The following is a 24,203-nucleotide window of genomic DNA, read 5'->3' as shown; positions in this document are numbered from 1 at the left end:
GCATGATGATCAATGGGTGATATTCGGCCGCCCAAGCATGCGTGTTCGGCCGTTTGGTCGGGTTGAGTGGGCGTCATCAGTGGGTGACGCGACCCCAGTTGACGTCCGCCCTTAGGTTCCAGCCGCCATGAAGAGGACCCATGACCGAAGATGTCCATGCGGAGGACGGCAGTCCGGTGGCGGAGGCGGTACTGCCCCTCCCGCTGGAGTTCGAGGCGCTCTACCTGGCGAACCAGGACGCGTTTCACCGGTACGCGCTGCTCCACCTCGACGGTAACGACGCCGCCGAGGAGGCGGTGCACCGGGCGTTCCTGGAGATTCTGCGCCACTGGGACGCCCTCCTGGAGGAGAGCAACCTCCAGCAGCAGACCTGGGCCATCCTGCGCCGGGTCGTCATATCGGAGCAACTGGGCGGTTTCCGCAGGCAGTTGGCGCTGCTGCGCGGTGAGACCGGGTTGTACCGCGCGCTGTGCAGTCTGCCGCCGCGGCAGTTCGACGTCATCGTGCTGCGGTACGTGCTGCGCTGCGAGACCTGCGAGATCAGCTGGTACCTGGGCGTGACCCACAGCACCGTCGACTACCACTGCCGCAAGGCGAAGGAGCGCCTGGAGCGGGCCATGGCGTCGTACATCAGGGGAGAGGGGGACCCGAAGTGAGCAGTGTGGAACGAAGCAGGGTGGAACGAAGCAGTGGGGAACGGAGCAGTGTGGAACGGCTCCTTGCGGAGGCCGGGGGAAGGCTGCACGTCGGGCGGCGCGCGTTCGATGTCGGGGCGGGGCTGCGGCGGCTGGCGGAAGACGCCGGCTATGTGCCGCCGGCCGGTGACATGCCGCCGGTCTCGCTGGCCCGGCAGCAGCTGTCCGTGGTCGTCCGCTGGGTGCTCGACCAGCCCGGTGCCGCGGTGCACGTCGAGCGGCTGGCGGAGGCGATCGGCCGGAAGGGCGGTGGCGAGGAGGGCGCGGGCGGCGGCGCCGAGGACTGCACCGCGCTGTTGGTGAACGAGGACGACCTGGAGGACCTCGACGTCGACGGTGCGCAGGTCTTCGCCTGCATGCTGTCCCTCGCGGACCATCCGGAAAGCGCCCAGTTCTGGTGGCAGTTCGCCGCCGGTGCCGGTAACAGAGCCGCGGCCTACTGCCTGCACCTGCACCACCTCGGCCGGGGCGAGGTGGCCGAGGCCGAGCACTGGATCGACCTGCTGCAGAACTGCCTGGACGGCCCCGACGACGCCTTCATGGAGGGGTTGGGCCTGTTCGCGACGTACGTGCGGCGCAACTGCCCGCCCGTACGGGTCAGGGAGCCCGGGCTCACCGCCGAGGTCGAGCGGCTGGCGACCCGGGAGGAAACGGACGATGTGCTGGTGTGCCGGCCGGATCGCGAGATCGCCCGCCGCCTGCAGGACTGTGCGCAGCACCGCTGAGACGAAGGACATCGCATGAGGAAGCGCAAGCGCCCGCCGCAGCACCCGGATCCGGCGCGGGTGACCCGGATGGTCCGCCTGCGGCGGTGGGCGCGTCGCCACCGCCACGACGCGGTCGCCCATCTGCTGCGCGGCACCTGCTACGGGCTCGGCACGGGTGCGGTCGGCCTCGCCTTCTGGTGGCTCCAGCAACAGCTGTAGCGAGCAGTGCGGTGCTGAGCGTGCCGCCGGCAGGCTAGTTGGGTCTAGTCGGCAGGGCCCGGGCTGTTGTCCAGTTCCGCGCGGGCGGTCCGAAGGCACGTACGCGCCGCGGCCGGGGTGAGGCCGGCGGCGATGAGGACGGCCAGGGCGGTCGCATCGCCCGTGGGGTCGTGCCAGGAGGACGGGTCCTGTGCCTCGATGAGGGTCAGGGTGAGGGATTCCAGGGCCTGGGCGAGGACCGGGGCGGGGAGGTGGTCGGAGAAGACGCCTTCCCGCTGGCCGCGTTCCAGGATCGAGGTCGCCTCCGCGCGCACCGGGGCGAGCGCGGCGCGGATGCCCTCCTCGCCCAGGTCGCGGCGGCCGAGGGCGATGAGCATGCGGTAGCGGTCGCCGACGGCCCGGACGGCCAGGGTCTTGCGGGCCAGGGCCGTCGCGGGGGCGGCGTCGGACTGCCGCACCGAGGTGAACGCCTCCTCCAGCGACTGTGCGGCCTCCTCCGCGAGCGCGGCGATCAGGGCCTGGCGGTTGGGGAAGTGGCCGTAGAGCGTGCGGCGGACGACACCGGCCGCGCGGGCGATCTCCTCCAGGTTCGCTTCGGGGTTGCGGCTGAGCTCCTCGCGGGCGGTGGCCAGGATGCGGGCGCGGTTGGAGCGGGCGTGGCTGCGCTGCGGGGCGGGCCCTGGGCGGCTGGTCATGGGCGGGCGGCTCCTGTGTCGGCGGTGCCCCGCCATCCTACTTACTTGCACAGCGCTGTGCAGGTTCATATGGTTGCACACGACTGTGCAAGTTCGGCTTCGCCGTTTCCTGCCGTCGCTGTCGTTCCCGTCCCCCTCCTTCCTGCCCTCTTCCCTTCCCCTCGCCGTGGAGGTTCCGTGTCGCCCGTCGATCCCGCATCCATAGCCCCGCCGGCAGCGCCCGCAGCGGGGCGCCGCGCGTCCACACCCGCTCCGGCGCCCGGGGAGCATCGGGAAGCTCCGTATCCGCGCAGGTGGTGGGCCCTGCTCGTGCTCTGTCTGAGCCTGCTGATCGTGGTCATGGCGAACACCTCGCTGATCGTGGCCGCGCCCGACATGACCAGGGACCTGGGCCTGAGCAGCAGCGACCTGCAGTGGGTCGTCGACGGCTACACCGTCCCGTACGCCGCGCTGATGCTGGTGCTGGGCGCGATCGGCGACAAATACAGCCGTCGCGGCGCGCTCCTCACCGGACTGGTGGTCTTCGCCGGCGGCTCGGTCATGGGCAGCCTGGTCGACCGGACCGAGCTGGTCATCGCGGCCCGGGCGGTCATGGGCGTCGGCGCCGCCGTCGTCATGCCGGCCACCCTCTCCCTGCTCGTCGCGGTCTTCCCGAAGGCCGAGCGCGCCCGCGCCATCACGGCCTGGACCGCCACCTCCGGACTCGCCATCGCCGTCGGCCCGCTGGTCGCCGGATGGCTGCTGGAGGACCACGCCTGGGGCGCCACCTTCCTGATCAACGTCCCCGTCGCGGTCGTCGCGGTCATCGGCGCGCTGGTCCTGGTGCCGTCGTCGAAGGCGCAGGGCATGGGCCGGATCGACTACGTGGGCGGCCTGCTGTCGATCGTCTCCGTCGGCAGCCTGGTCTACGCGACGATCGAGGGCCCGCACTTCGGCTGGGGCGCCGGCCCGGTCACCGCCGCCGTGGTCGCGGGCCTGGGCCTGCCGGCCTTCGTGGCCTGGGAGTTGCGGCACCCGCACCCCATGCTGAACGTACGGAAGTTCACGCTGCGCCCCTTCAGCGGCTCCCTGCTCGCGGTGCTGTTCTTCTTCTTCGGCACCTTCGGCGCGCTCTACTACTCCACGCAGTTCCTGCAGTTCGTCCTCGGCTACGACGCGCTGGAGACCGGCGTACGGCTGCTGCCGCTGGCCGGTGCGGTGTTCGTCGGCGCGGCGGTGACCGGCCGGCTGACCCCGCGGCTGGGCATGAAGGCGATGGTGGTGGCCGGTATGGCGATCGGGACCGCGGGGGTCTTCCTGCTCACCCGGATCGACCAGGGCTCGGCCTACACCGACTTCCTGGCGCCGATGATGATGCTGGGCTTCGCGATCGGGCTGAGCGTGTCCCCGGCCACGGACACCATCATGGGTTCCTTCCCGGAGGACGAGCTGGGGGTGGGCGGCGGCGCCAACGACACCGCCCTGGAACTCGGCGGCTCGCTCGGCATCGCGGTGCTGGGCTCGCTGTTGGGCACCTCCTACCGGGACCGACTGACCGACCTGGCCGGCGGCCACCTCCCGGCCGCGGCCATGGACGCCGCCAAGGACTCGGTGGGCGGCGGCCTGGCGGTCGCCGAACGGATCGCCCAGGACCCGTCCGGCGGCCCCCTGCAGGCCCAGGCCCTGGTCGACGCCGTGCACCGGGCGTTCGCCCACGGCGTCGCCACGACCAGCCTGACCGGCGGCATCATCATGGCCATCGGCACCGTCCTGGTCCTCGCCGTCCTGCCGGGCCGGAGGGCTACCGGGCGGACGGTCGACTCGGCTGCCGGCTGAGGTGGCGTCCGGGGCCGGGGCCGGCCGGGGACCGCAGGTACCCGCCGGGCGGCGCGGCTCGCGCCATCTCACCCACCGCACCGGCCCGCCGTCCGGCTCCGGAGGCCACGTGGCCGCACGGAACATTCCGCGCGGCCACGTGTGCCTGTTTGGTGTCGTCCGGTCAGCAGGCCGGGCGCTGGGTGTGGGCCGGGTCGAGGGCGTTGAGGGTGAGGGCGGTGGCTGTGGGGTCGTAGCTGATGTCGACGTGGTCGGTGAGGTCGGCGGGGCAGAAGTCCTGGACCTTGAGGTTGCTGACGTTCGGGGAAGCGGCGAGGTAGGCCGAGGTGTAGGGGGTGACGACCTCGTCGTAGCGGCTGGTGATGACCGTGTACGTGACGTCGGGGTGGGTTTCGCCGCCCGCGTTCAGGTCGTTGAGGAAGTCCGAGCCGGTGACCTGCTGGCGGCATGCCGGGCAGGAGGACTCCATCATCGCGTCACCGCCGGGGAAGAGGTGGGCGAGCAGGCCGAGGCCCCAGAGCGACGTGCCGTGTTTGGTCGGGGTGAGGGCGATGAGTTTGGCCACCTTGGCCGCGCCACCGAGGCTCTTGAGGTAGTAGCGCGGCAGCAGGCCGCCCTGGGAGTGCCCCACCAGGTCGACCTTCGCGGCACCGGTCGCGGCCCGGACCCGGTCGACGAAGGACGCCAGTTGGCGCGCGGAGGTGGGGATGTCGCCGGTGGCCATCAGCGGTCCGGTCGAGCCGCCACCGTAGTTGAGGGCGTAGACGCAGTAGCCGGCATCCTTGAGCCGGGGCGCCAGTCCGGCCCAGTTGGCGTAGCGGTTCTCGAACGTGCCGTGGACCAGCACGACGGGACGCGGATGGCCGGCGCTGGGACGGCAGTTCCAGTCGTTGGCGCCGGTCGGAACGGCCGTGGGGTGGAGTGCGGAGTACGCGAGGGCCGGCAGGAAGCCGTCCTGGCGCGGGCCGGCCGGATCGTCCGCCGCAGCGCTCGGGGCGGAGCTGTCCGCGGACGGCGTGGCCGACGGCGTGGCCTGGGTCGGGGCGGCGCCGGCGAGACCGAGGCAGGTGGCTGCGGCGAGCCCGGTCAGGGCCGCGGTCAGCAGCCGTAGTCGGGGAGCGGGCCGGGATCTGAAGGTGCGCATGGGGATCTCCTCTGCCGTGCTCTGGAGGGGGTGCGGCAGAGGTTCCGTGCTCCAAGCGCCGTGATTCCGGGCGTGGTTGAGCCCGCCCTCGGTCCTGTCCTTTCCCCCGTGGTTCTTTGGCACAAGGCGAGACACGGAAGCTACCGCCGCGTAACGTCGGATCCACACTGGCGCCGTGCGCGGAAGCCCTACCAGGCAGAACGGGCGCGGAGCGGAGAAGATGTCATCCGCGTGACATGTTTCCTCGGCTCCGCCTCACCGGGTGCAGCCCGTGCGCGGCAGCCCGTGCCCCGACCCGTGTGTCCCCATCCCCATCCCCATCCCCTTCCTCCCCCCGCCGCCCGAGACGGAGTTACTGCGATGGCGTCATCGGCCGAGACATTCCGGCGCGAGCCCTGGCACGAGCTGCCCGTGGCGCTGGCCGCACTGATCCGCCCGCGGACCGACGCCATCGTCGCCGACATGGTCGAGGCGATCCGCGAGGAGGTGTCCGCGTACCGTCGCCCGCTCGATTCCGCCGTCGGGCGCGATCTCCTCGACTCGATCCGTCGCGCCCTGCGGCAGTTCGCGGAGCTGACCGAACATCCTGACAGTCCGCAGGACCACCACATCCGCCACTTCCGGCACCTGGGCCGCATCGAATGTCTCAACGGCCGTACGACGGACGGCCTCCAGGCCGCCTTCCGTGTCGGCGCGCGGGTGGGCAGCCGGCGGTACGCCGAGCTCGTACAAGAGGCCTCGCTGCCGCCCCGGATCGTCGTACCGCTGCACGAAGCGGTACTGATCCACATCAACGCCCTGTCCAACGAGGCGGTGCAGGGCTTCCTCGCGGCGCAGCTGCGCTCGGAGGACGAGCTGAAGCGGGCCCGCCGCACACTGGTGGAGCGGCTGTTGGAGCAGCCCCGAGCGGGAGGGCAGGAGCAGGCACCGCTGGGGCCGCTGGCGTCCCGGGCCCGCTGGCCGCTGCCGCGGACGGCCGCCTGTGTCGTGGTCCGGTCGGCGGGCCGGTTCACCGTACCGGGCGCCGATGCCGAGCTGCTCACCGTCCACCGGGGGAGCGACGCGGTGCTGGTCGTTCCCGAGCCGGGGACGAGCGGACTGGTCGACCGGGTGCGCAGCGCCGCCCGGGGTCGCGTCGCCGCCGTGGGTCCGGTCGTCGCCGCGCACGAGGCCTGGCTCTCGCTGCAGTGCGCCCGTCTCGCGCTCGACCACCGTGCCGAACGGGCGCCGGGCGCCGAGCCGGACGGCGGGGTGTTCCTGCGTGCCGACGAGGAACTGGCGGACCTCCATCTGCTCCGGAGCGCGCACATCGGGCTGCTGCTCGGCCGGCGGGTGCTGGGCGCGTTCGCGGACCTGCCGCGGGGCCGGGCCGTGCGGCTCGCCGAAACGCTGGACGCCCTGCTGATGTCCTGGGGGCGTACCGCACCCGAGGTGGCCCAGGCCCTGGGCATCCACCCGCAGACGGCCCGCAAACGGCTGCGCCGGCTCGACGAGCTCTTCGGCGACCGGCTCGGCGACCCGCACTTCCGGTTCGAGGCCCAACTCGCCCTGCGCACTTATGCGTTGAGGCGGAACGCCACCTCGCCCAGGACCCCCGATGCTCCCGACCGCGGAAGGTGACCATGTACGCGATATCCCTCGGTGCCGACGGTGCCGAGCTGTGCCCGCTGGAGCCGTGGCAGGCCGGCGAGTTCCTGGCCCACATCGACCGGGGCCGGGACTTCATCGGTCAGCACAACGGGCTGCCCGACATCGTGACGGACCTGGCGTCGAGCCGGGCCTTCCTGCAGGGCTACGCCGAGAAGGCCGCCGCCGACACCGGGCGGATCCACGGCATCCGGACGGACGGCACGCTGGTCGGCGCGGTCATCCTGCGGACGATGGACGTCGCGCAGGGCAACGCCGAGGCGGGCTGCTGGCTGGAACCGTCCGCGGCCGGCAGGGGGTTGGTGACCCGGGCCGCGCGGGTCCTCATCGACTGGGCCGTCGAGGAACGCGGCATCCACCGGGTGGAGTGGTGGGTCTCGTCGACGAACGCGCCCAGCATCGCCGTGGCCCGGCGTCTGGGCATGACGCGGGACGGCGTCCTGCGCGAGAGCTACCTCTACCGGGGGCGGCGGCACGACGAGGAGATCTGGTCGGTGCTGGCGTCGGAGTGGCGGGCGGGGAAGGGCGCCGGCGCGTGGTCGGGCCGGGTGCACTGACCCCGGGCCGGCCGCGGGGGAGGGGTGTGCCGGTCCCCTAGAGCGGCACGGTGTCGGCGTAGATCACCTGGGTCCCGAGCGGGCCGAAGAGCTCGCTCACGGCGAAGTCCGAACCGGAGACGGCGCTTTCGGTCACCAGCAGCCGCAGCGGGCCCGGGGGCAGCGGTGAGGGCAGGGAGAACTCACCGGCATAGGTCTGGTCGGGGCGGGAGGTGTCCTCCGGGTCGAGCAGGATCTCGGTCTCGTCGAGCTTTCGCCAGGCGACCGCGTCGTCCGGGACCTCCGGGTCCCGCTGCAACAGGGACACACTCACCTCGGGGCTGACGCCTCCGCCGACGGTGAAGTCGCTGAGGTAGTTCGGCCCGGAGAGCCGCACGGTCAGCGGGTCCGTTCCCTCGACGGTCAGCACCCGGTCGGGCAGGGTCCGCAGGACGGGCGTGTGCACGATCGGGGACAGGTGCTCGCCTTCCAGGGAGTCCGGCTGGAAGCGGGCGAGGGCCAGCCGGACGAACGGGAGGTAGGCGTCGCCCAGGTCGACGTCCAGATCGCAGACCCAGCGGCCGCTCTCCTCGGCGAACTGCGGGCGGAAGCCCACCGCCGTGACCGTGAAGCCGGGGAAGAAGGCGTCCGGGTCCGGCAGCACCAGGCCGGACCTGACCCGTTCGGCGCCGGGGAAGTGGGCCGGGGTGGGCAGCGTGACCGGCGCGGACCGGTGCGCGGGGTCGCGGCCCATCAGGGTGATGAAGGGGTACGCGCCCTCGCTCGGCTCCTCGCCCTCCTCCGGGACGAGTACCGCGAGCAGTTCGCCGCTGCCGGAGGTGAACCACGGCCGGGCGAGGTAGAGGCGCAGCCCGCCCCCGCGGCGGTGCCGGGTGAGGGTCCCGGGCAGGCTGCCGGACGTCTCGAAGGCCAGGGTGGGCAGGCAGTCGAGCACCTGGGGCACGGCGGGTCTGCTGCTGCTCAGAACGGTGTGCGGCACCGGCTCGCCCCACTGCGCCAGCAGTTTCTGCTCCGGGTCGGCGGCGAACTCGGGCGGGAAGCAGTCGCCGAACGGTGTGGTGGCGACGGGCCGGTACGTCACCTGCCGGTGCTTGGTGTCGCCGAACTCCTGCATCTCCGGTGGGGGCGGGACGCTTCCCGGGTCGTTCGCCACCGCCGCGGCGGCACCGGTGCTGAAGAAGAGCTGGTTCCCGTCGAGGGTGCTGGGAACGTTGTTGACGTCGACGCCGGGGCCGAACGGAACGGCCAGGGCCAGCGGCAGGCGGAAGACCGGGGCGGTGAGGTCCCGCGTCCGGGGCCCCGGCTCGGCGAGGTCGTCGATCTCCTCCGTCCAGTGCGCGACGAGGTCGATCCGCTCGGTGCTGGGCGCGTCCAGTTCGAAGAACCCGGCCAGGTGTTCACCGGTGTCGCCGAGGCCGCGGCCGGTGATGTCGAACAGGGTCAGGGCCGGGGCGAGCAGTGGCCGCTGGACGGCGTGGGTGAGGGTCAGTTCGTGCCAGGGGGTGGTCATCCAGTGCCGGTTCGCCCGGGCGGCGCCCATCACCTTCTCGAACTGCTCGCCGTCGCCGAGCGCCTCCCGGCACCAGTGGAGCATGCCCAGGATCTTCTCGTTGGCCACTGCCTTGGAGCAGACCCGCACGGTGCGGACCGCGGCCTTCGGCAGCGCGACGGTCAGGACCCGGGCCGCCGCGTCCAGTTGGGGCGGGCCGGTGCCCTCGACCAGGCGCAGCCGCAGGGACTTCGGAGTGGACCAGTCCGGCCCGGCCCAGGGCACCTCGAAGGGGTCCTGGTCCGGCACGCCCGGCAGACCGCGGAAGACCACGCCGAGCGACAGCGGATCGGGCAGGTACGGCAGCTCGATCTGCTCCCCGGTGTGCACGACGTAGCGCTGCGGCGGGCTTTCGTCCGGCGGGCCGCCCTCCGGCGAGTCGCCTGAGGGAGGGCCGTCCGGCGAAGGGCCGGGTTCCGGTGCGGGGAAGTCGACGAAGGCGATGCCGTCCAGCGACGGGTCGTCCAGCTGACCGCTCTCCCGTACGGCCAGTTCGTACACCGCCCGGCGGGCCTCGGGGTCGGCGGAGCCGATCGCCGCGTCGAGCAGGCCGTGCCGCTCGACGGCCTCCAGCGAGGCCTTGGGGGCGACCAGGTGCCGTTCGTCGACCGCCCGGTACGGCGGATGTGTGCCGCCGGCGACCGGCGGCCGGGCGTTGAAGTCGTCCGCGTACTGCTGGGGGGACTGCTCGGCGGTGCTGCGGATCACCAGCCGGTGTGCCGAATCGCCCTCGGTGAACGGCGCACGCGGCAGCACGGTGGGCGCGGCCACGGCCTCGTAGCGGCGGAAGACCTCACCCCCGGCGGAGGGCAGGACCAGCACGTCCTGGTCCATGAGCCGCTCGGCCTCGTCCAGGGAGGGGCCGTTGCCCGCGAGGTCGACCGTGCGGATGCGCAGGCGGTAGGAGCGGCCGAACCGCAGCCGGGGCAGCGTTCCCGGCGGGGTCTCCGCCTCGATCTGCAGCGGCAGGGTCGTGGTGGCCCGGTTGGTGATGCGCCGCGGCCCGGGCGGTTCCTCGCCGTCCCCGCCGGCCGGTCCCTCGTCGACCAGTGCCATGCCGGGGCGGGGCGCGGACAGGGCCCAGCCGTCCCAGCAGACGAGGTGTTCGTGGACGTGGAGCCGCTCGGCGGCCCCCTCCGGCCGGGTCATGCCGGGCTGGAAGAAGCCCTCGTCGGTCACCGTGGCGATCGGCCCACCGCCGTCCCCGTCCGGCGGGTTGTAGTGGACGATGCGCTGATGGAGCGAGAACCACCGCTGCCGGCTCTCGTCGAAGACGTCGACCCGATGGCCGCGCACCAGGTCCTCGGCGGTCAGGACGGGGGAGCCACCGATGCCGAGGGCGTCCTGCTGCGCCGCGGCCCGCCGGAACCCGGACTGCAGGGCCTGGGCGCGCCCGCCCTGTACGACGGCGAGACCGGCCGTCCGCAGGCTCGGCGGCGCCGAGTGTTCCGGCGTCCTCCCGTCCGGTGAGACGTCGTCCGGCACCGACGCGGCGGCGGATGCGGCGAGCAGCTTCAGGTTCACGCCGTCGATGTCGGCCTGCTCGATGGCGTACTCGGAACCGGGCAGCGCCAACAGGCCGCGGGCCGGCGGTCCCAGCGGATCCTCGCCTAAGGCGGCGGCGCAGAACTCCTCGCCGGGGACCAGCGCGTACCGCGTCGCCGGGGTCAGGTCCTGGGAGGCGGCGTCGGGCACCAGGGACGCGAACCGCGGGGCCATCGCCAGGCCCCGCTCCCCGCGGGCGGGCGTCAGCCGGCCGACCGGCAGGGTGAGGTCCACGACCAGGCCGAGCCGGCGCAGCAGCGCGGGGTGGTCGCCCAGGGCGGAGAGCATCTGGTGGAAGTCGAGGGCCGGCGGCACCGGGCGGGGCGGGGGCTCGGGCGGCGGTTCGTCAAGGGGCCGGGGCCCGGCGAACGTGGGGAGCTGCTTCTCCTGCTGGTGGAAGGCGAGGAAGGCGTCCTGCGGGCCGAGTTCGGGCTCGGCCGGTCCGTCGGGCCGGTCGGCGGCGAGCTGGTCGGCGGCGGCGAGGGTGGCCGCGATCTGCTGCAGCCGGGTCGGCATGTCCTCGGCGGGGGCGAAGCCGGCGAACTGGCTCATGCCGCTGGCGGTGGGGAGCTCTTCCGGCGAGCCCGCCGCGGCGGCGGCGAACGCCCCGCGCGTGGTGTCCGCGAGTCCCCTGGCCGGGTACGACACCTTGACCGGCTTGCGGAAGTCGTCGAACTCGAAGGGCGTCACGGGGGTGTGCCGCGGGAAGAGGCGCTGCCACAGTGCCGAGTCGGCGGCCGGGCCGGAAACCGTGAGCGGCCCGGCCTCGCCGTCGGACGCCGTGCCGTTCGCATCGGTGGTGACGACGAAGAAGCTCGCGGTGGCCAGCCGCGCGGGCCAGTCCTGGAAGTCCGGGAAGTCGGCGAGGGTGACCGCGCGGTCGGCGCCCAGTCTGGGGGCCACGAAGAGCGAGAACCGGGCCTGGCTGCCGTCCGGGCTCAGACCGGCCGGCAGCAGGACCCACTGGATGCGCTGGTCGATGGTCACGGTCCGGTCCCGCCCTTCCGCAGCTTCCGCCCGGCCGCCTCACGGGGCGAAGGCCAGGCAGTACCGGTCCCAGTCGGCCGGCTCGACGCAATCGGCGAAGCCGGGATCGGCGGGCGAACCGCCGAACCGGCGCTGGAGGCTGAGCGTGACGGATTTGGTGAAGAAGGCCACCCGCACACTGACGCAGAGACTTCCCGCACCGAACACCTCCGAGGTGTGCTTGTCGCTGTCCTTGACGTAGGTCAGCTGCAGATAGAACTCCACGGAGACGCTGACCACCCCGAGGACGGAGAGGTAGCCCCCGCAGCGCAGATAGCCGGTGAGGGTGACGGACTGCCCGGTGAGGGCGAAGTAGACCCCGCCCATGAGGTGGACGCCGCCGCTGGCGACACCGAGGTCGAGGGAGGCGTTGCCGCCGAACTCCAGTGATCCTTCGACCAGTTCCACCCGGCGGGTGCTGACGATCAGGGAGAAGAACCCGCCGCCGCCGAAGAGCGAGACGCTCAGGTTGAACGGCTGGTGCCGCTCGGAGACGGCGAAGCGGAACGAAACCGGCCGGTCGTCGAAGGGGACCGTCAGCTCCGCGGTGAGGGTGACGTTGCTCAGCGCGAAGACGCCGAGCTGAACGGCCGGAACGGCGAGCGTGTAGCCCGCGCTGATGCCCGTCGGCGAGGGCCTCACGAAGGCGCCCTTGCCGAATCCGTCGACCGGCAGCAGGTCCTTGAGCGCGTTGACGAATTCCAGTGCGTCGACGAGACGGACCTTCAGGCCCTCGGCGGTCAGGTCGGGACGGCTTCCCGGCCGCGCGGTGAAGGCGAGCCGCCCGATGTCGACCCGCACGATGCCTGCGAAGTCGAGCGCGAAACCCGTGAGCTCGCCGTGCACCGTCGACTGCTGCAGCGCCCGGGGCGAGCAGACGGTGGTGGCCTCCATGGCCAGCGAGGCATCCCTGAGGTCGAGGGAGAAGACGCCGGGCACGATGTCCACCGGCGCGCGCCGCAGCCGGGGCTTCCAGAGGTAGCGGACCTCCCGGCCCGCCGCCAACTCGCGGGCCCGCATGATCGGTACGGGCAGCAGCTGGTCGGCGCCGCCCGCCAGCCTGCGGCGGATCTCGTCGTCGGTCAGCCCGGCCAGCTCCCGGACGGCGGAGCCGTCGACATGGTCGAGCAGGTCGAACAGGTCGAGGACACCGAGCAGTTTGGCCCCGCCGAAGATCTCCCGGAGCTGGTCCGTGCCCAGCCCGGACGCGGCCGCCCGGGCGTCGGCGAAAGCGGCCGGGAGCAGGCCCGCCCGCGCGGTGACCGCCCGGACCGCGGAGTCCGGACTCGCGACACCGCCGCCCTTGCCCGCACCGAAGCGCACCGGCACCTCTTCGGCCAGGGAGAGGAAGGCACCGGTCGCCTGCCCGGCCATACCGTCGTTCAGATAGGCGTCGTGCAGCGCGACCTCGGACTCGGTGGCGAGCCCGGTCAGCTGCTCCACGGCGGGGACCCGTACCTGCGCCGTCTGCAGGATCGGCAGGGCGCCCAGCGGATGGCCCGGCGCTTGCGACATGACCAGCTTGACCGAGCTCACCGGAAGCGCGGTGGTCCCGGGCGCACCGTCGGGCGGCCGGGCCAGCGCCGCCGTCCGGCCGTTCAGCGCGATCGTCCGGCGGTCCTCGAACAGCGGGTCGTTGTAGTCAAAGATCCGCAGGCTGCCCACCGCCCGCGCGTCGACGAACAGCAGCGGCATCGTGAAGCTCAGGGCCCGGCCTTCGCTGTCGGCCCCCACGACCGTGAACCGGTAGGGCTCCTCGCTCCCTTCCAGGGTCACCCAGAACTGCTCCTCGCCGTGGTCGACGACCGGCGGCGTGGTGGTGTCGACGATGCGCAGCGACCGGAACGGCATCTCCCGCCCCCCGTGCGGAAATCCCACGTCCCCGTAGAAGACCTCGGGCTCGCTGACGCTGATACGTGTCTCCTGCTGCAGATAGGCAACGGAGGTGCCGTCACCCGGGTCCGAGAACCTGCGCTCACTGGTACGGATCAGCAGGGCCCGGTGCCCGGTGCTGAGGTAACCGCGCTGGGCGACCTGCACCACCTGGTCACGGCCCAGTTCGGCGACGTGGTGATAGGACGCCAGATTCGTCCCCGGCACCGGCTCCCAGGCACCGGCCATCCGCACGGACGCACCGAGCGGGGTGAGGACGAACCGCTCGGCGTGCAGCGGTCTGCGCACCGGGGCACCGTCCGGACCGACCAGGTCCACGTCATGGGTGAACGCGACGAGATCGGTGCGGTTGTCGTCGGTGAGCGGGAGATCGGTGCGCGGCGGCCGGTCGCCCGGTGCCGCGAAGGCACGCAGCAGTGCGTCGCCGCCGTTCTCCCCGTGCAGCTCGGCGTGGAACAGCTCGCACCGGCCGTCGAGCGTCACGGCCTGACGCGGCGTCGTCCACTCGACGGCCCCTTCGTGCCCGAGCAGCACCCGGGTGGGGAACTCGATGGCCGTGCGCGGCACACCGCCGAAGACGTTGACGGTGGACGGGTCGGGCGGGTCGTCGGGCACGGTCGTGGACCGCAGGTGGTTCCAGTCCAGGAGGGCCGCGGCGGAGAGTTCGACGGAGTCCTCACCGTCGGGGAGCCGGAACACCAGCGTCGTGCCGCCGGACACGAACGAGGGCACGGTCTCGGGGAAGTTGCCCGGCGCCGGGTGCACCACGGTCTCGCTGATGTGCTGCGCCGGCAGGCTGAACATCAGCAGCGCCTCCGCGGCCGGATCCTCCCGCACCAAGTGGGTGCCGTCCCGCCGGAGGTTGATCACCTCGACCCGGAGCTGCAGCAGGTCCTCGACCCGCAGCAGGGAGAAGGGTTCGGCGGTCATGCGAGCCGCCTTCCGATGACGTCGGAGCGTGCCTGCGGAAGCCTCGTGGGCAGGGACGTCACACCGCGCACGAAGGCGCTTCCGTCCCCTTCAGTGTCGCGAACGGGTGACCGGCGCGCATCTTTTGCCGGCGCACGGCGCAGCGCGTCCAAGCGGCGGACCCGTGGGGCGACCTCCCTTCATCGCCCGCGGGTCCGCGACCCGGCGGGTCACTTGGTCAGCACGTTCGCGGCGATGATGAACAGCCCGAGCAGCGCGTCCACGCACCCGACCCGGCACGACGCCGGCCAACTCCGCCCCGCCGCCCGGGCGCTCCACAGGCCCCAGCCGAACAGCGCCACCGTATTGATCGTCAGGGCCACGTCGATCGCGCCCTCCTCGCCCCACCACTCCAGGTAGGAGCCGAACAGCGCGGCGACCGTCGGCAGCGCCGCGACCACCAGCGGCCACTCGGTGAGCATCGACCGCACCGCGCTCGTGGTGACCGGGGCCGCGTCGGCCGTGCGGTGGGCGATGGCGTGCGCGTAGCCGTGGGCCGCGGCCGACGCGATGCAGGCCACCAGCACCCACGCCGCGTCGTAGCCGGGGTCCAGGGGCCCGTGCTCGCCCCCGAGGGCGGCCGCCAGGGCACTGGCGAGGACCGATCCGTAGACCCCGCCGAACAGGAACCGCTGCAACGGCTCCCCGCGGCGGGCAGGTGGGGTGGACCGACTGACCTTGTCGCTCAACGTGCCACCTCGCGGGACGGACGGGGACGGTACTGCCACGGTCCCAAGAGATCGGCCCGCGTGCCACGCGGGCCGATCGGCACGGACACCGCCGGAGTACGGGCGGCCGCCGGCGGCCGTCGCCGGAAAACCCGCTTGGGCGACGCGGCGGTCGGCTAGAAAAGGGACCGTGAACCAGTCATCCAACGACTTGAGCGGGAACGTCACCGGGCCGGTCGTGCAGGCAGGCCAGGTGGGGCAGTTGCACCTCACCCACCCGGTGCCCACCGCACTGGCGGGACTGCCACCGGCGCCGCCGGAGTTCACCGGCCGTGAGGAGGCACTGCGCACCCTGACCGCCGCACTGCGCCCCGGCCCCGGCTCCCCGACGGCGACGGCACCCACCCCACAGGTCGCGCCCACCCCACAGGTCGCGTCCACCCCGCAGACCGCGGTCACGCCGCTCGCCGTGTCCACGCTCGTCGGCACCGCCGGCGTCGGCAAGACCGCACTCGCCCTGCGCGCCGCGCACGACGCCGTGGCGGCGGGCTGGTTCCCCGGCGGGGTGCTCTTCATCAACCTCCAGGGCTACGACGAGAGCCGCTATGTCCGACCGGACCTCGCGGTCTCCGTCTTCCTGAGCGCGCTCGGCGTCCCCGACGAACTCTTCCCGCCCTCCTTCGAGGGTCGGCTGTCGCTGTACCGCTCCAAGCTGGCCGAACGCGCCGCCCGGCACGGCTCCGCACTCGTCGTGCTCGACAACGCCTCCTCGACGGACCAGGTCGGCCCGCTGCTGCCCGGCTCCCCTGCCCACCGGGTCGTGGTCACCAGCCGCCGCACCCTCGGGGACCTCCCCGGCTCCCGGATCCTCGACCTCGGCGTCCTGGCACCGGCCGAGGCCGCCGCCCTGATCAGCCGCACCCTCCGCATACGCCGCCCCGACGACACCCGCGCCCTCGACGAACCCGACGCCGTAACCGACCTCACCGCACTCTGCGGCCACCTCCCCCTGGCGCTCGCCGTTGTCGCCTCGATACTGGCCGGTGACCCGGAGCAGTCCGTCGGCGAACTCACCGCGGCCCTGCGCGACCGCGCCACCCGCCTGGAGGAGCTCTCCTACGGTGACCGCACTTCGGTGACCGCCGCCTTCGACCTGTCGTACGCCCGGCTCACCGCCGACGAGGCCCGGATGTTCCGGCTGCTGTCGCTCAACCCGGGCCAGCAGGTGAGCGTGGAGGCGGCCGCCGCGCTCGCCGGGGAGCCCGTACCCCGGGCCAGGAAGCTGCTGCGGGCGCTCCGCGACGTCCACATGGTCGAGCCCGGCAAACCCCGCGGCTGGGTCCGCTTCCACGACCTGCTGCGTCTGTTCGCCGAGCGGCGCCGCCACGAGGAGGAGGACTCGGCAGGCGTCGAGGCCGCCGTCGACCGGCTGCTGGCCCACTACCGCGATGCCGCCCGGGACGCCACCGAGCGCATCGTGGCGGCGGCCCGCGCGCGCGGGCGGGACGACGCCGCGGAGGACTGGCTCGACACCGAGCGTCTGAACCTGCGGTCGGCCCTCCATCTGGCCCAGCGGCACGGCCGGCCCGCCGTGGTGCTGCCGCTGGCGCACGACGTCAGCTGGTTCCTGCGCCGTCAGCAGGACTGGGACGCCGGCCTGGAGGTGTGCGACATGGCCGTGGAGTTCGCCGGCACCGTCGCCGACCGCGCCCAGCAGGCCCTGGCCCTGTACGACAAGGGCGACTTCCTCAAGCACAAGCAGGACTTCGACCAGGCGCTGCCCCTGTTCGCCGCGGCACTCGACCGCTACCGCGCGCTCGGCGACCGTACCGGCGAGGCCCGTACGCTGCACAGCATGGGCACGGTCGCCCGCCGCCTCGGCCGGTACGCGGAAGCGGAAGGCCATTACGCCGCCGCGCTACCGCTCTTCCGGGCGCTCGACGACCACCAGGCCACCGCCCACACCCTCTTCAACCTGGCGTTCACGGCCCGCCTGCAGGGCAGCCACGCGGCGGCCCACGACCACTACCGCTCGGCACTCGACCGCTACCACCGGCTCGGCCACACGGTCGGGTGGGCCCGCACCCTGCAGCACCTCGGCCACCTCGCCTCGGCCGCCAACCGGCCGGCCGAGGCCCGCAGTTACTGGGAGCGGGCCCGGACGGCGTACGAGGAGGCCGAACTGCCGCTGGCCGCGGAGGAGGTCACGGAGCTGCTGGACGGGCTGACGGCGGGAGCGGGGGCCGGAGGCGACGGTGTGAGCCAGGCGGGGTGACGGTGTGCGGCCGGCCCCCGACGACCGGTAGCGGCCCGCACCGTGGTGCCGGCGGCCGCACCGTACCGCCAGCGGACGCGCCCCGCGTCCCGCGGGCGCATCATGGGCCCAGGGATGGTTCCGTTCCCGGTGGGAGTGGCGATGCGACTTTCTTTCCTCGAACCGCTCTACAAGGAGGCCGGCCCGTTCGCCTCGGTGTACCTCGACACCTCGCGTGACAGTGCCGTTGAGGACCCGGATTCCGCCATCGCGCTGCGCTGGCGGCATCTGCGCGACGACCTGCTCGCCGAGGGGGCGGACCCGGAGTCCATCGCCGCCGTGGCGGGCACCGTCGGGGACGACGTCCGGGTGCCCGGCCGGCACGGGCAGGCGCTGTTCACCGCGCACGGGAAGCTCGTCCTCCAGGACGAACTGCCCCGCCCGCCGGCACAGGACACCGCCCATTTCGGCGCCCTGCCCGACACCCTGCCGCTGATCGCCCAGCACGCCCCCGAGATCGCCTATCTGGCGGTACGTGTCCACTACACGGGCCGCCACTCCACCGACGCCGAGGGCACCGTCCGCATCGACACCGAGGCCGGGACCTGGCCCCTGACCAAGGTGACGCCCGGCGACCGGCTCCACATGGAGGTCCCGGTGGCCGAATGGCAGCACCTCGCCGAACGCCTCGGCCGGCAGCTGGAGACGCAGGCCCGCCGCCGCGGCGCCGAGACGCTGGTACTCGCCGGCGACACCTGGGCCCGCGGCATCCTGGCCCGCCGGCTCCCCACCCATCTGCGCAGCCGGCTCGCCACCGCCGAAGGAGGCGGCCAGCCGGAACCGGGACGGGCGCTGCTGGAGGGCCAGCTCGACCGCCTCTTCAGCGGACGCATGGCCGCCCACGACCGCACCCTCCTGGAGACCTTCATGGCCCGCCGGGCCCACGACGGCGCCTGTGCCGAAGGACTCGCGGCCACGGTCGCGGCACTGCAGCGCGGCCAGGTCAGCGCGCTCTTCCTCAACAACCACCCGGAGTCGCCGCTACGCCTGTGGGTCGGCCCGGAGCCCGGCCAGCTCGCCCTCACGGAGAGCGACCTGCGGGTCTACGGCGTGCCGACCGTACGCGAGGAGCGCGCCGACGCCGCGCTCACGCGCGCCCTGGTGGGCACCGGCGCGGAACTCGTCCTCGTCCCCGAGGAGCAGCTGAGACTGCGCGAAGGGGTCGGCGTGCTGCTGCGCTACGCCGATGCCCTGCGCTACGGCGACGAGGCGCAGGCGGCCTGAGGCCCGGCCGGTCAGTCGCTGAGCCCCGGCTTGCCGAAGAAGACGGCGTAACCCGAGGGCAGCTGGCCGAGGACCTGGTTCAGCTCCCCGCCGGACACGGCCTCCGCCACGGTGGAGAGCACGGCACAGGCGTCCCACTCGGCCGTCCGGGCCCGGGCGCCGGTGCCTTCGGCCACCCGGCGCAGGAATTCCTCCCGGCCGTAGCTCTCGGTCGGCCCGTCGGGACGCAACGCCGCGTCCAGCGGCGCCGACAGCTGCGAAGCCAGGTCCGCGACCTCTCCGGGAGTGATCCGCCCGGCCAGCACCCGCAGCACGGCCCCGGTGACCCGCTCGGCCTCCGCCCGGCTCCCGTACTCACCACGCTCCCGCACCTTCGCCAGGAACTCGTCGCTCTTCATCAGTGCCACACCTCATCTCTCAGCTTCGTCACTTGGCCGTCAGGCATGTTCGGGGGCGTCGGGGCGTCTTCCTGGCACGCGTTCCCGGTGTGGCTCGGGGATATCGCACACGGCCCGGGCAATTCCGTGCCACCGTAGGTGTGGGATGCAACCGGGCCCACCACTCCGTAAGCTCGAAGCAGAAGTGGGGAGCCGTCATGACCACACCGCGGGACCTGCTGATCGTGGCCCTGGGCGAGGCGTCGCCCCCCGAGCAGGGTGACCTGTCGCTCGCGCTCGCGGGAGCCGAGCTGATCGACCTGCTGCGGGCGCAGGCCGCCGCGCTGGACGGCGAGCGCATCATCCCCGGTTACCGGCCGGCCGTGACCGATCGCCTCCTGGACGAGGCGGCGGCAGCGCTCGTCCAGCAGGAGCCGTACGAGTCGGTCGAGGACTGGCTGTGGCGCAGGGGCAGCGGCCTGTTCACGACGTATCTGTCCGCCCTCGAAGCGGACGGAGAGCTCACCCGCGAACGGCGGGGCCACTGGCGGCCGTTTCGGGCCGGTGAGTTGGTGCTGGCCGAGTCCCCCGCGCGCCGTGCGGCGGCGGACCGCTGGGCGGCGGACGAACCCGTCCTCGCCGCCCTCGCGGCAACCCTCGGGATCGGCGAGGAGCCGGCCGGAGAGCCCCGGACCGGCGGTCTCCGGGACGACGGGCCCCCGGCGGACGAGTCGGTGGAGACGGTGCTCGCCGCCGTCCATGACGCGCTGAGCGAGCTCGGGTACCAGCGACAGCGGCGCGCCATCGACAAGGCCGCGTTCGACAACATCTGGCGGGGCGGCGACGGGTGACGCCCGGGCGGGCCGGCTCAGCCGAGCGTGCGCCCGAACAGCTCCAGCAGGTTGCGCCAATGCCGGTCGTCCGCCGCGCCGTTGTAGGCGGCGGTGTCGGTCTGGGTGTAGCCGTGCCGGGCCCCTTCGTACACCTCGCTGCGGTAGCGCACGCCCGCGGTGTCCAGGGCGCGCTCCAGGGCCTTGATTCCCTCGGCCGGCATCGACGGATCCTGATCGGCGTGCCCGAAGTACGCCTCCGCCGTGATGCGGTCGACGAGCCGGTGCGGGCTGTCCTCGGCGTCCGTGGCCAGACGGCCGGCGTGGAAGGAGGCCACCGCCGCGATGCGGTCGGGGTGGGCCGCGGCGGTGCGGAGCGCGAGGACGCCGCCCATGCAGTAACCGGTGGTGCCCACCGGGCCGTCGGCGACCAGCGGCGAGGCGGCCAGCCAGTCGAGGTACCCGCCGGCGTCCCGCACGGCCCGCTCCGGGGTGAGCTGATGAAGGAGCGGCCGGAGCTGCTCGAAGAGCTCCGGCCGCTCGGCGGCGCCGATGAAGTCGGGGAGTTCCACCACAGGCGCCCGCCCGGCCCGGTACAGGACGTTGGGCACCAGCACGGTGTAGCCGTGGCCGGCCAGGCGCTCGGCCATCGCCTCCAGCGAGGGGCGCAACCCGTAGGCGTCCATGTACAGCAGGACCCCGGGGTGCGCACGGCCGTCGTCGGGGTGGGCGAGCCAGGCGTCCACGACGCCGTCCCGCGTGGGAATGTCCAGGTCCGTACCGCGCACGGTGCTCATATCCGTACCTTTCCTCGGGTTGCGTACAGCGTCGGGCAGCCCCCGATCCGCTCCGCGGCACAACACGGCGCAACACGTCACCACACCCTGTCGCCACACCGGCCGGCGTCATAAGCCATCGCCATAAGCCGCCCTTTAGGAAATGCAAAGCAGTGTTATGAGGGCAAATCAGGTCGTATGCGCAGCGCCGGACTGTGCCTGGTGGGACTTCAGGGAACCGCCGAACGGGTGACGCCGCGGCCCTTCCACCATCCCCCTCGTGGTCATGGCGACAAGTCGACCCCTGGTCGTACGTCCATGCGGAGTTGAGATGTCAGAACGGCGCCCAATTCCGGCCGGAGACCGACGACCGGCTGGTTGCGGGTAGGCGACGCCCGCCCGGACGATCTCCCTGTTCCCGCATGCCGACCGGCCGTACGCCGGCCGTCCGGCATGCCTGTGTGCGAGGAGGGGTCCCGTGACCGACCAGTTGAGCCTCAGCCCGGATGCCGCACGGCAGCTCGCGACAACCACCAAGACCACCCCGCAGATGCGCGGCATCACACCGCGCTACCTGCTGCGTGCCCTGCCCTGGGTGGACGTCGAAGCGGGTGTGTTCCGCGTCAACCGGCGGCGTACCTACGTCCTCGGCGACGACCGCATCAGCACGCACAACGACGGCGGCTCGCCCCGGGTCATCCCGGGCGACCTGCGGGAACTGCCGTACCTCCGGGAGGCCGACGACGCCCTGCTGACCGAACTGGCCGGCGCCTTCACGGAAGTGCCCTTCGAGGCCGGGCAGATGCTGGCCCAGGACGGTGAGGCGCACGACCAGCTGTGGGTGATCGCCCAGGGCCGCGCCGAGAAGCGGGTGAGCGGCCGCTACGGCGAGGACGCGGTGCTCGAAGTGATCGGCGACGGCCAGTTCTTCGACCTCGACGCCTGGACCCGCGGCGAGCCCATGCAGTACCGCGTCAGGGCGCTCACCCCCGGTGTGGCGCTGTGCCTCGAACGCAGCGCGCTCGCCGGACTCTGCGACCGCGACGCGACGGTGCGCGGCGCGCTGGACGCCTACCTCTCGACGGACGGCGTGCTGCCCGGCGCCGAGGTGCCGGTCGACCTCAGCTCCGGCCACGTCGGCGAACCCGACCTCCCGGGCACCTTCGTCGACTACGAGGACACGCCCCGCGAGTACCACATGACCCTCGCGCAGACCGTCCTCCGCGTCCACACCAGGGTCTCCGACCTCTACAACGGGCCCATCGACCAGATCCGCGCCCAGTCCAACCTCACCGTGCACGCCCTGCGCGAGCGGCAGGAGGCCTCGCTGCTCAACCACCCGGAATTCGGGCTCTTCAACAACGTGGCGCCCGGTCAGCGGGTGCAGGCGCGCACCGGCTCACCGACCCCCGACGACCTGGACGAGCTGCTGACCCGGGTCTGGAAGCAGCCCGGTTACTTCCTCGCGCACCCCAGGGCCATCGCGGCGTTCGCCCGGGAATGTACGCGCCGGGGTGTGCCCCCGGTCATCGACACCAGCTTCGGCAGCCCGCTGCTGACCTGGCGCGGTGTGCCGCTGCTGCCGTCCGACAAGGTGCGGTTCTCCGGCGGTGCGGGCATCGGTACGACCGAGATCCTGCTGATGCGGGTGGGCGAGGCCGAACAGGGTGTGGTGGGCCTGCGCCCCGCCAAGATCGAGGACGAGGTGGAACCCGGCCTGTCGATGCGGAACATGGGCGTCGACCAGAAGGGCATCACGTCGTACCTGATGACGGCGTACTTCAACACCGCGGTACTGGTGGAGGACGCACTCGCCGTCCTCCAGAACGTCGAGGTCGCCAACTACCATGACTACTCCTGACGCCCTCCGGGGCGCCTGGCCGAGCGCCCCGGCTGCGACCCCTCCACCAGTCACGCCACCGGCCACGACACCGGCTACGGGACCGGTCACGGCCGGGGTTGCCGCGCCCGTTGCGACGCCGGATGCGACGGCCGTCACGGCGCCGCTGGCGGACCCGGTCGCGGGTGCGGGGGCGGCTCCCGTTACGGGCCCTGGTACGGACTGGGGGACGGCTCCCGCCACGACTTCCGTGCCGGCTTCGGTACCGGCCTCGGTGTCAACGTCCGTCCCGCATCCCGTCACGGGTCCCGTCACGGACCCCGTCGGCGCGCAGGCCCCCGCCGTTGCCCCCGCCCCGCCGTCCACCACCGTCCTCCCCGGCCAACCGGCCGGATTCTCACCGGAGTTGGCCCGGCGGGACATCCCCATCCTGCACCGGACGGTGAACGGGCACCCCCTCGTGTGGCTGGACAACGGGGCCACCACCCAGAAGCCGCGCCAGGTGATCGAGGCGCTGGCCGGCTTCTACGGGGCCGCCAACTCCAACATCCACCGCGGCGCGCACACCATGGCCCGGGAGGCCACCGAGGTGTACGAGGCGGGCCGGGCGGCGGTGGCCCAGTTCCTGGGCGCGCCGTCCCCGGACGACATCGTCTTCGTACGCGGCACCACCGAGGCGGTCAACCTCGTCGCCCAGAGCTGGGGACGGGCCAACCTCGGTCCCGGGGACGACATCCTGGTCTCCACACTGGAGCACCACTCGAACATCGTTCCCTGGCAGCTGATCGCCAAGGAGACCCGGGCCCGGGTGGTCCCCGTACCGCTGCAACCGGACGGGCAGGTCGACCTCGACGCGTACGCCGATCTGCTCTCCATGCGCACCCAGCTCGTCGCGATCAGCCAGGTCTCGAACGTGCTCGGCACCGTCGTGCCGGTACGCGAGATGACCGCGCTGGCGCACCGCTACGGCGCGAAGGTGCTGGTGGACGGCGCGCAGGCGGTGGCGCACTTTCCCGTCGACGTAACGGACCTGGACGCCGATTTCTACGCGTTCTCGGGCCACAAGCTGTTCGCCCCCACGGGCATCGGTGCCCTGTACGCGAAGCCGGACGTCCTGGAGAAGATGGCGCCGTGGCAGGGCGGCGGCAACATGATCGAGTCCGTCGACTTCACCCGCACCACCTATGCGCCGGTGCCGCACCGTATGGAGGCCGGCACCGGGCACATCTCCGGAGTGGTGGGCCTGCTGTCCGCCCTGAACTGGCTGACCTCCTTCGATCGGAACGCCATCGCCGCCTATGAGACGGCGCTGACGGCCCACGCCCAACAGGCGCTGTCCACGGTTCCCGGACTGGAACTGCTGGGTTCCGCGCCCGGCCGGGTCGGCGTGCTGACTTTCACCCTCGCCGGCCAGGACCCCTCCCGGATCGCCGACTGGCTGGACCGGGACGGCATCGCCATCCGCGCCGGCCACCACTGCGCCCAACCCGCCCTGGCCCACTACGGGTTGACGAGCGCGGCGCGTGCCTCGCTGGCGCTCTACAACACCCCGGAGGAGGTGGACAAGCTCGTGGCCTCGCTGCAACAACTGCAACTGCAGCAGGGCGCTTGACGGACCGTCCGTGGGCGGCCGGCTCGCCCGCCGCCGCCTCGCCCCGTCCCGCCGTCGCCGTCCGGATCACGGTCGGCGACGGCGGGGCGCCGTTGTCAAGG

18 protein-coding genes are annotated in these 24,203 nt (G+C 72.8%); 11 read left to right on the top strand and 7 right to left on the bottom strand.

From position 1 onward, the window contains the following. Positions 1-140 precede the first annotated feature (140 nt). From ACGF4C_RS18025 to ACGF4C_RS18015, 3 genes are read left to right on the top strand one after another with little or no spacing between them, the layout of a single operon-like run. Complete coding sequence (locus ACGF4C_RS18025; protein ID WP_393567313.1) at positions 141-656, top strand: RNA polymerase sigma factor; 516 nt, start codon at positions 141-143, stop codon at positions 654-656. Between the two features lie 50 nt (positions 657-706). After that, the gene (locus ACGF4C_RS18020; RefSeq protein WP_393567311.1) at positions 707-1,420 is read left to right on the top strand and encodes a hypothetical protein; all 714 of its coding nucleotides are present in this window, start codon (positions 707-709) and stop codon (positions 1,418-1,420) included. Between the two features lie 15 nt (positions 1,421-1,435). Continuing rightward, a complete protein-coding gene (locus ACGF4C_RS18015; protein ID WP_393567310.1) occupies positions 1,436-1,621 on the top strand; it encodes a hypothetical protein in 186 nt (61 codons plus the stop codon). Between the two features lie 44 nt (positions 1,622-1,665). Here the strand turns inward: ACGF4C_RS18015 and ACGF4C_RS18010 are convergent, their stop codons facing one another. Continuing rightward, a complete protein-coding gene (locus tag ACGF4C_RS18010) occupies positions 1,666-2,316 on the bottom strand; it encodes a TetR/AcrR family transcriptional regulator (RefSeq protein ID WP_393567308.1) in 651 nt (216 codons plus the stop codon). Positions 2,317-2,625: 309 nt separating this feature from the next. On the opposite strand from ACGF4C_RS18010, the gene ACGF4C_RS18005 reads away from it, so the two are divergent. Continuing rightward, complete coding sequence (locus tag ACGF4C_RS18005; protein WP_393567307.1) at positions 2,626-4,131, top strand: MFS transporter; 1,506 nt, start codon at positions 2,626-2,628, stop codon at positions 4,129-4,131. Between the two features lie 163 nt (positions 4,132-4,294). Here ACGF4C_RS18005 and ACGF4C_RS18000 read toward each other — a convergent pair whose 3' ends face one another. After that, entirely contained in the window at positions 4,295-5,275 is a 981-nt protein-coding gene (locus ACGF4C_RS18000) for an esterase/lipase family protein (RefSeq protein WP_393567305.1), read from the bottom strand. A gap of 360 nt (positions 5,276-5,635) precedes the next feature. On the opposite strand from ACGF4C_RS18000, the gene ACGF4C_RS17995 reads away from it, so the two are divergent. Both ACGF4C_RS17995 and ACGF4C_RS17990 read left to right on the top strand, forming a co-directional pair. Continuing rightward, positions 5,636-6,895 (top strand): helix-turn-helix domain-containing protein, encoded by a 1,260-nt coding sequence (locus tag ACGF4C_RS17995; RefSeq protein ID WP_393567304.1) that lies wholly within the window; start codon positions 5,636-5,638, stop codon positions 6,893-6,895. 2 nt (positions 6,896-6,897) lie between these two features. Next, positions 6,898-7,479: a GNAT family N-acetyltransferase gene (locus tag ACGF4C_RS17990; protein ID WP_393567302.1), complete on the top strand. Its 582-nt coding sequence runs from the start codon at positions 6,898-6,900 to the stop codon at positions 7,477-7,479. Between the two features lie 37 nt (positions 7,480-7,516). On the opposite strand, the gene ACGF4C_RS17985 is transcribed toward ACGF4C_RS17990, so the two are convergent. The 3 genes from ACGF4C_RS17985 to ACGF4C_RS17975 form a co-directional block, all read right to left on the bottom strand. Further along, complete coding sequence (locus ACGF4C_RS17985) at positions 7,517-11,560, bottom strand: hypothetical protein (RefSeq protein ID WP_393567300.1); 4,044 nt, start codon at positions 11,558-11,560, stop codon at positions 7,517-7,519. 39 nt (positions 11,561-11,599) lie between these two features. Continuing rightward, positions 11,600-14,422, bottom strand: a complete 2,823-nt coding sequence (locus ACGF4C_RS17980; RefSeq protein ID WP_393567298.1) for a hypothetical protein — start codon at positions 14,420-14,422, stop codon at positions 11,600-11,602. Between the two features lie 209 nt (positions 14,423-14,631). Beyond that, positions 14,632-15,150, bottom strand: coding sequence for a hypothetical protein (locus ACGF4C_RS17975; RefSeq protein WP_393567296.1), 519 nt, complete (start codon positions 15,148-15,150; stop codon positions 14,632-14,634). A gap of 169 nt (positions 15,151-15,319) precedes the next feature. Between ACGF4C_RS17975 and ACGF4C_RS17970 the strand changes: the two genes are divergently transcribed. Together ACGF4C_RS17970 and ACGF4C_RS17965 are read left to right on the top strand one after the other, a co-directional pair. After that, complete coding sequence (locus tag ACGF4C_RS17970; RefSeq protein WP_393567295.1) at positions 15,320-17,404, top strand: ATP-binding protein; 2,085 nt, start codon at positions 15,320-15,322, stop codon at positions 17,402-17,404. Between the two features lie 141 nt (positions 17,405-17,545). Continuing rightward, positions 17,546-18,667 carry a hypothetical protein gene (locus ACGF4C_RS17965; protein ID WP_393567293.1) on the top strand — a complete coding sequence of 374 codons (1,122 nt, stop codon included), beginning with the start codon at positions 17,546-17,548 and terminating at the stop codon, positions 18,665-18,667. 11 nt (positions 18,668-18,678) lie between these two features. On the opposite strand, the gene ACGF4C_RS17960 is transcribed toward ACGF4C_RS17965, so the two are convergent. Next, positions 18,679-19,065: a DUF2267 domain-containing protein gene (locus ACGF4C_RS17960; RefSeq protein WP_393567291.1), complete on the bottom strand. Its 387-nt coding sequence runs from the start codon at positions 19,063-19,065 to the stop codon at positions 18,679-18,681. A 197-nt stretch (positions 19,066-19,262) separates the two neighbouring features. On the opposite strand from ACGF4C_RS17960, the gene ACGF4C_RS17955 reads away from it, so the two are divergent. After that, a complete protein-coding gene (locus tag ACGF4C_RS17955; protein ID WP_393567289.1) occupies positions 19,263-19,895 on the top strand; it encodes a GPP34 family phosphoprotein in 633 nt (210 codons plus the stop codon). 17 nt (positions 19,896-19,912) lie between these two features. On the opposite strand, the gene ACGF4C_RS17950 is transcribed toward ACGF4C_RS17955, so the two are convergent. Then, positions 19,913-20,671, bottom strand: a complete 759-nt coding sequence (locus tag ACGF4C_RS17950; protein ID WP_393567288.1) for a dienelactone hydrolase family protein — start codon at positions 20,669-20,671, stop codon at positions 19,913-19,915. Between the two features lie 457 nt (positions 20,672-21,128). Between ACGF4C_RS17950 and ACGF4C_RS17945 the strand changes: the two genes are divergently transcribed. Together ACGF4C_RS17945 and ACGF4C_RS17940 are read left to right on the top strand one after the other, a co-directional pair. Continuing rightward, positions 21,129-22,511: a family 2B encapsulin nanocompartment shell protein gene (locus tag ACGF4C_RS17945; protein ID WP_393567286.1), complete on the top strand. Its 1,383-nt coding sequence runs from the start codon at positions 21,129-21,131 to the stop codon at positions 22,509-22,511. Continuing rightward, positions 22,498-24,102, top strand: coding sequence for a SufS family cysteine desulfurase (locus tag ACGF4C_RS17940; protein WP_393567285.1), 1,605 nt, complete (start codon positions 22,498-22,500; stop codon positions 24,100-24,102). The genes ACGF4C_RS17945 and ACGF4C_RS17940 overlap by 14 nt, the downstream gene beginning before the upstream one ends. The last annotated feature ends 101 nt before the right edge of the window (positions 24,103-24,203 follow it).

It is taken from the genome of Streptomyces sp. NPDC048197 (genome assembly GCF_043202395.1).
Lineage (GTDB): Bacteria > Actinomycetota > Actinomycetes > Streptomycetales > Streptomycetaceae > Streptomyces > Streptomyces siderophoricus.
Note: the sequence above shows the minus strand (reverse complement) of the source record. Positions and strands in the feature narration are given on the sequence as shown.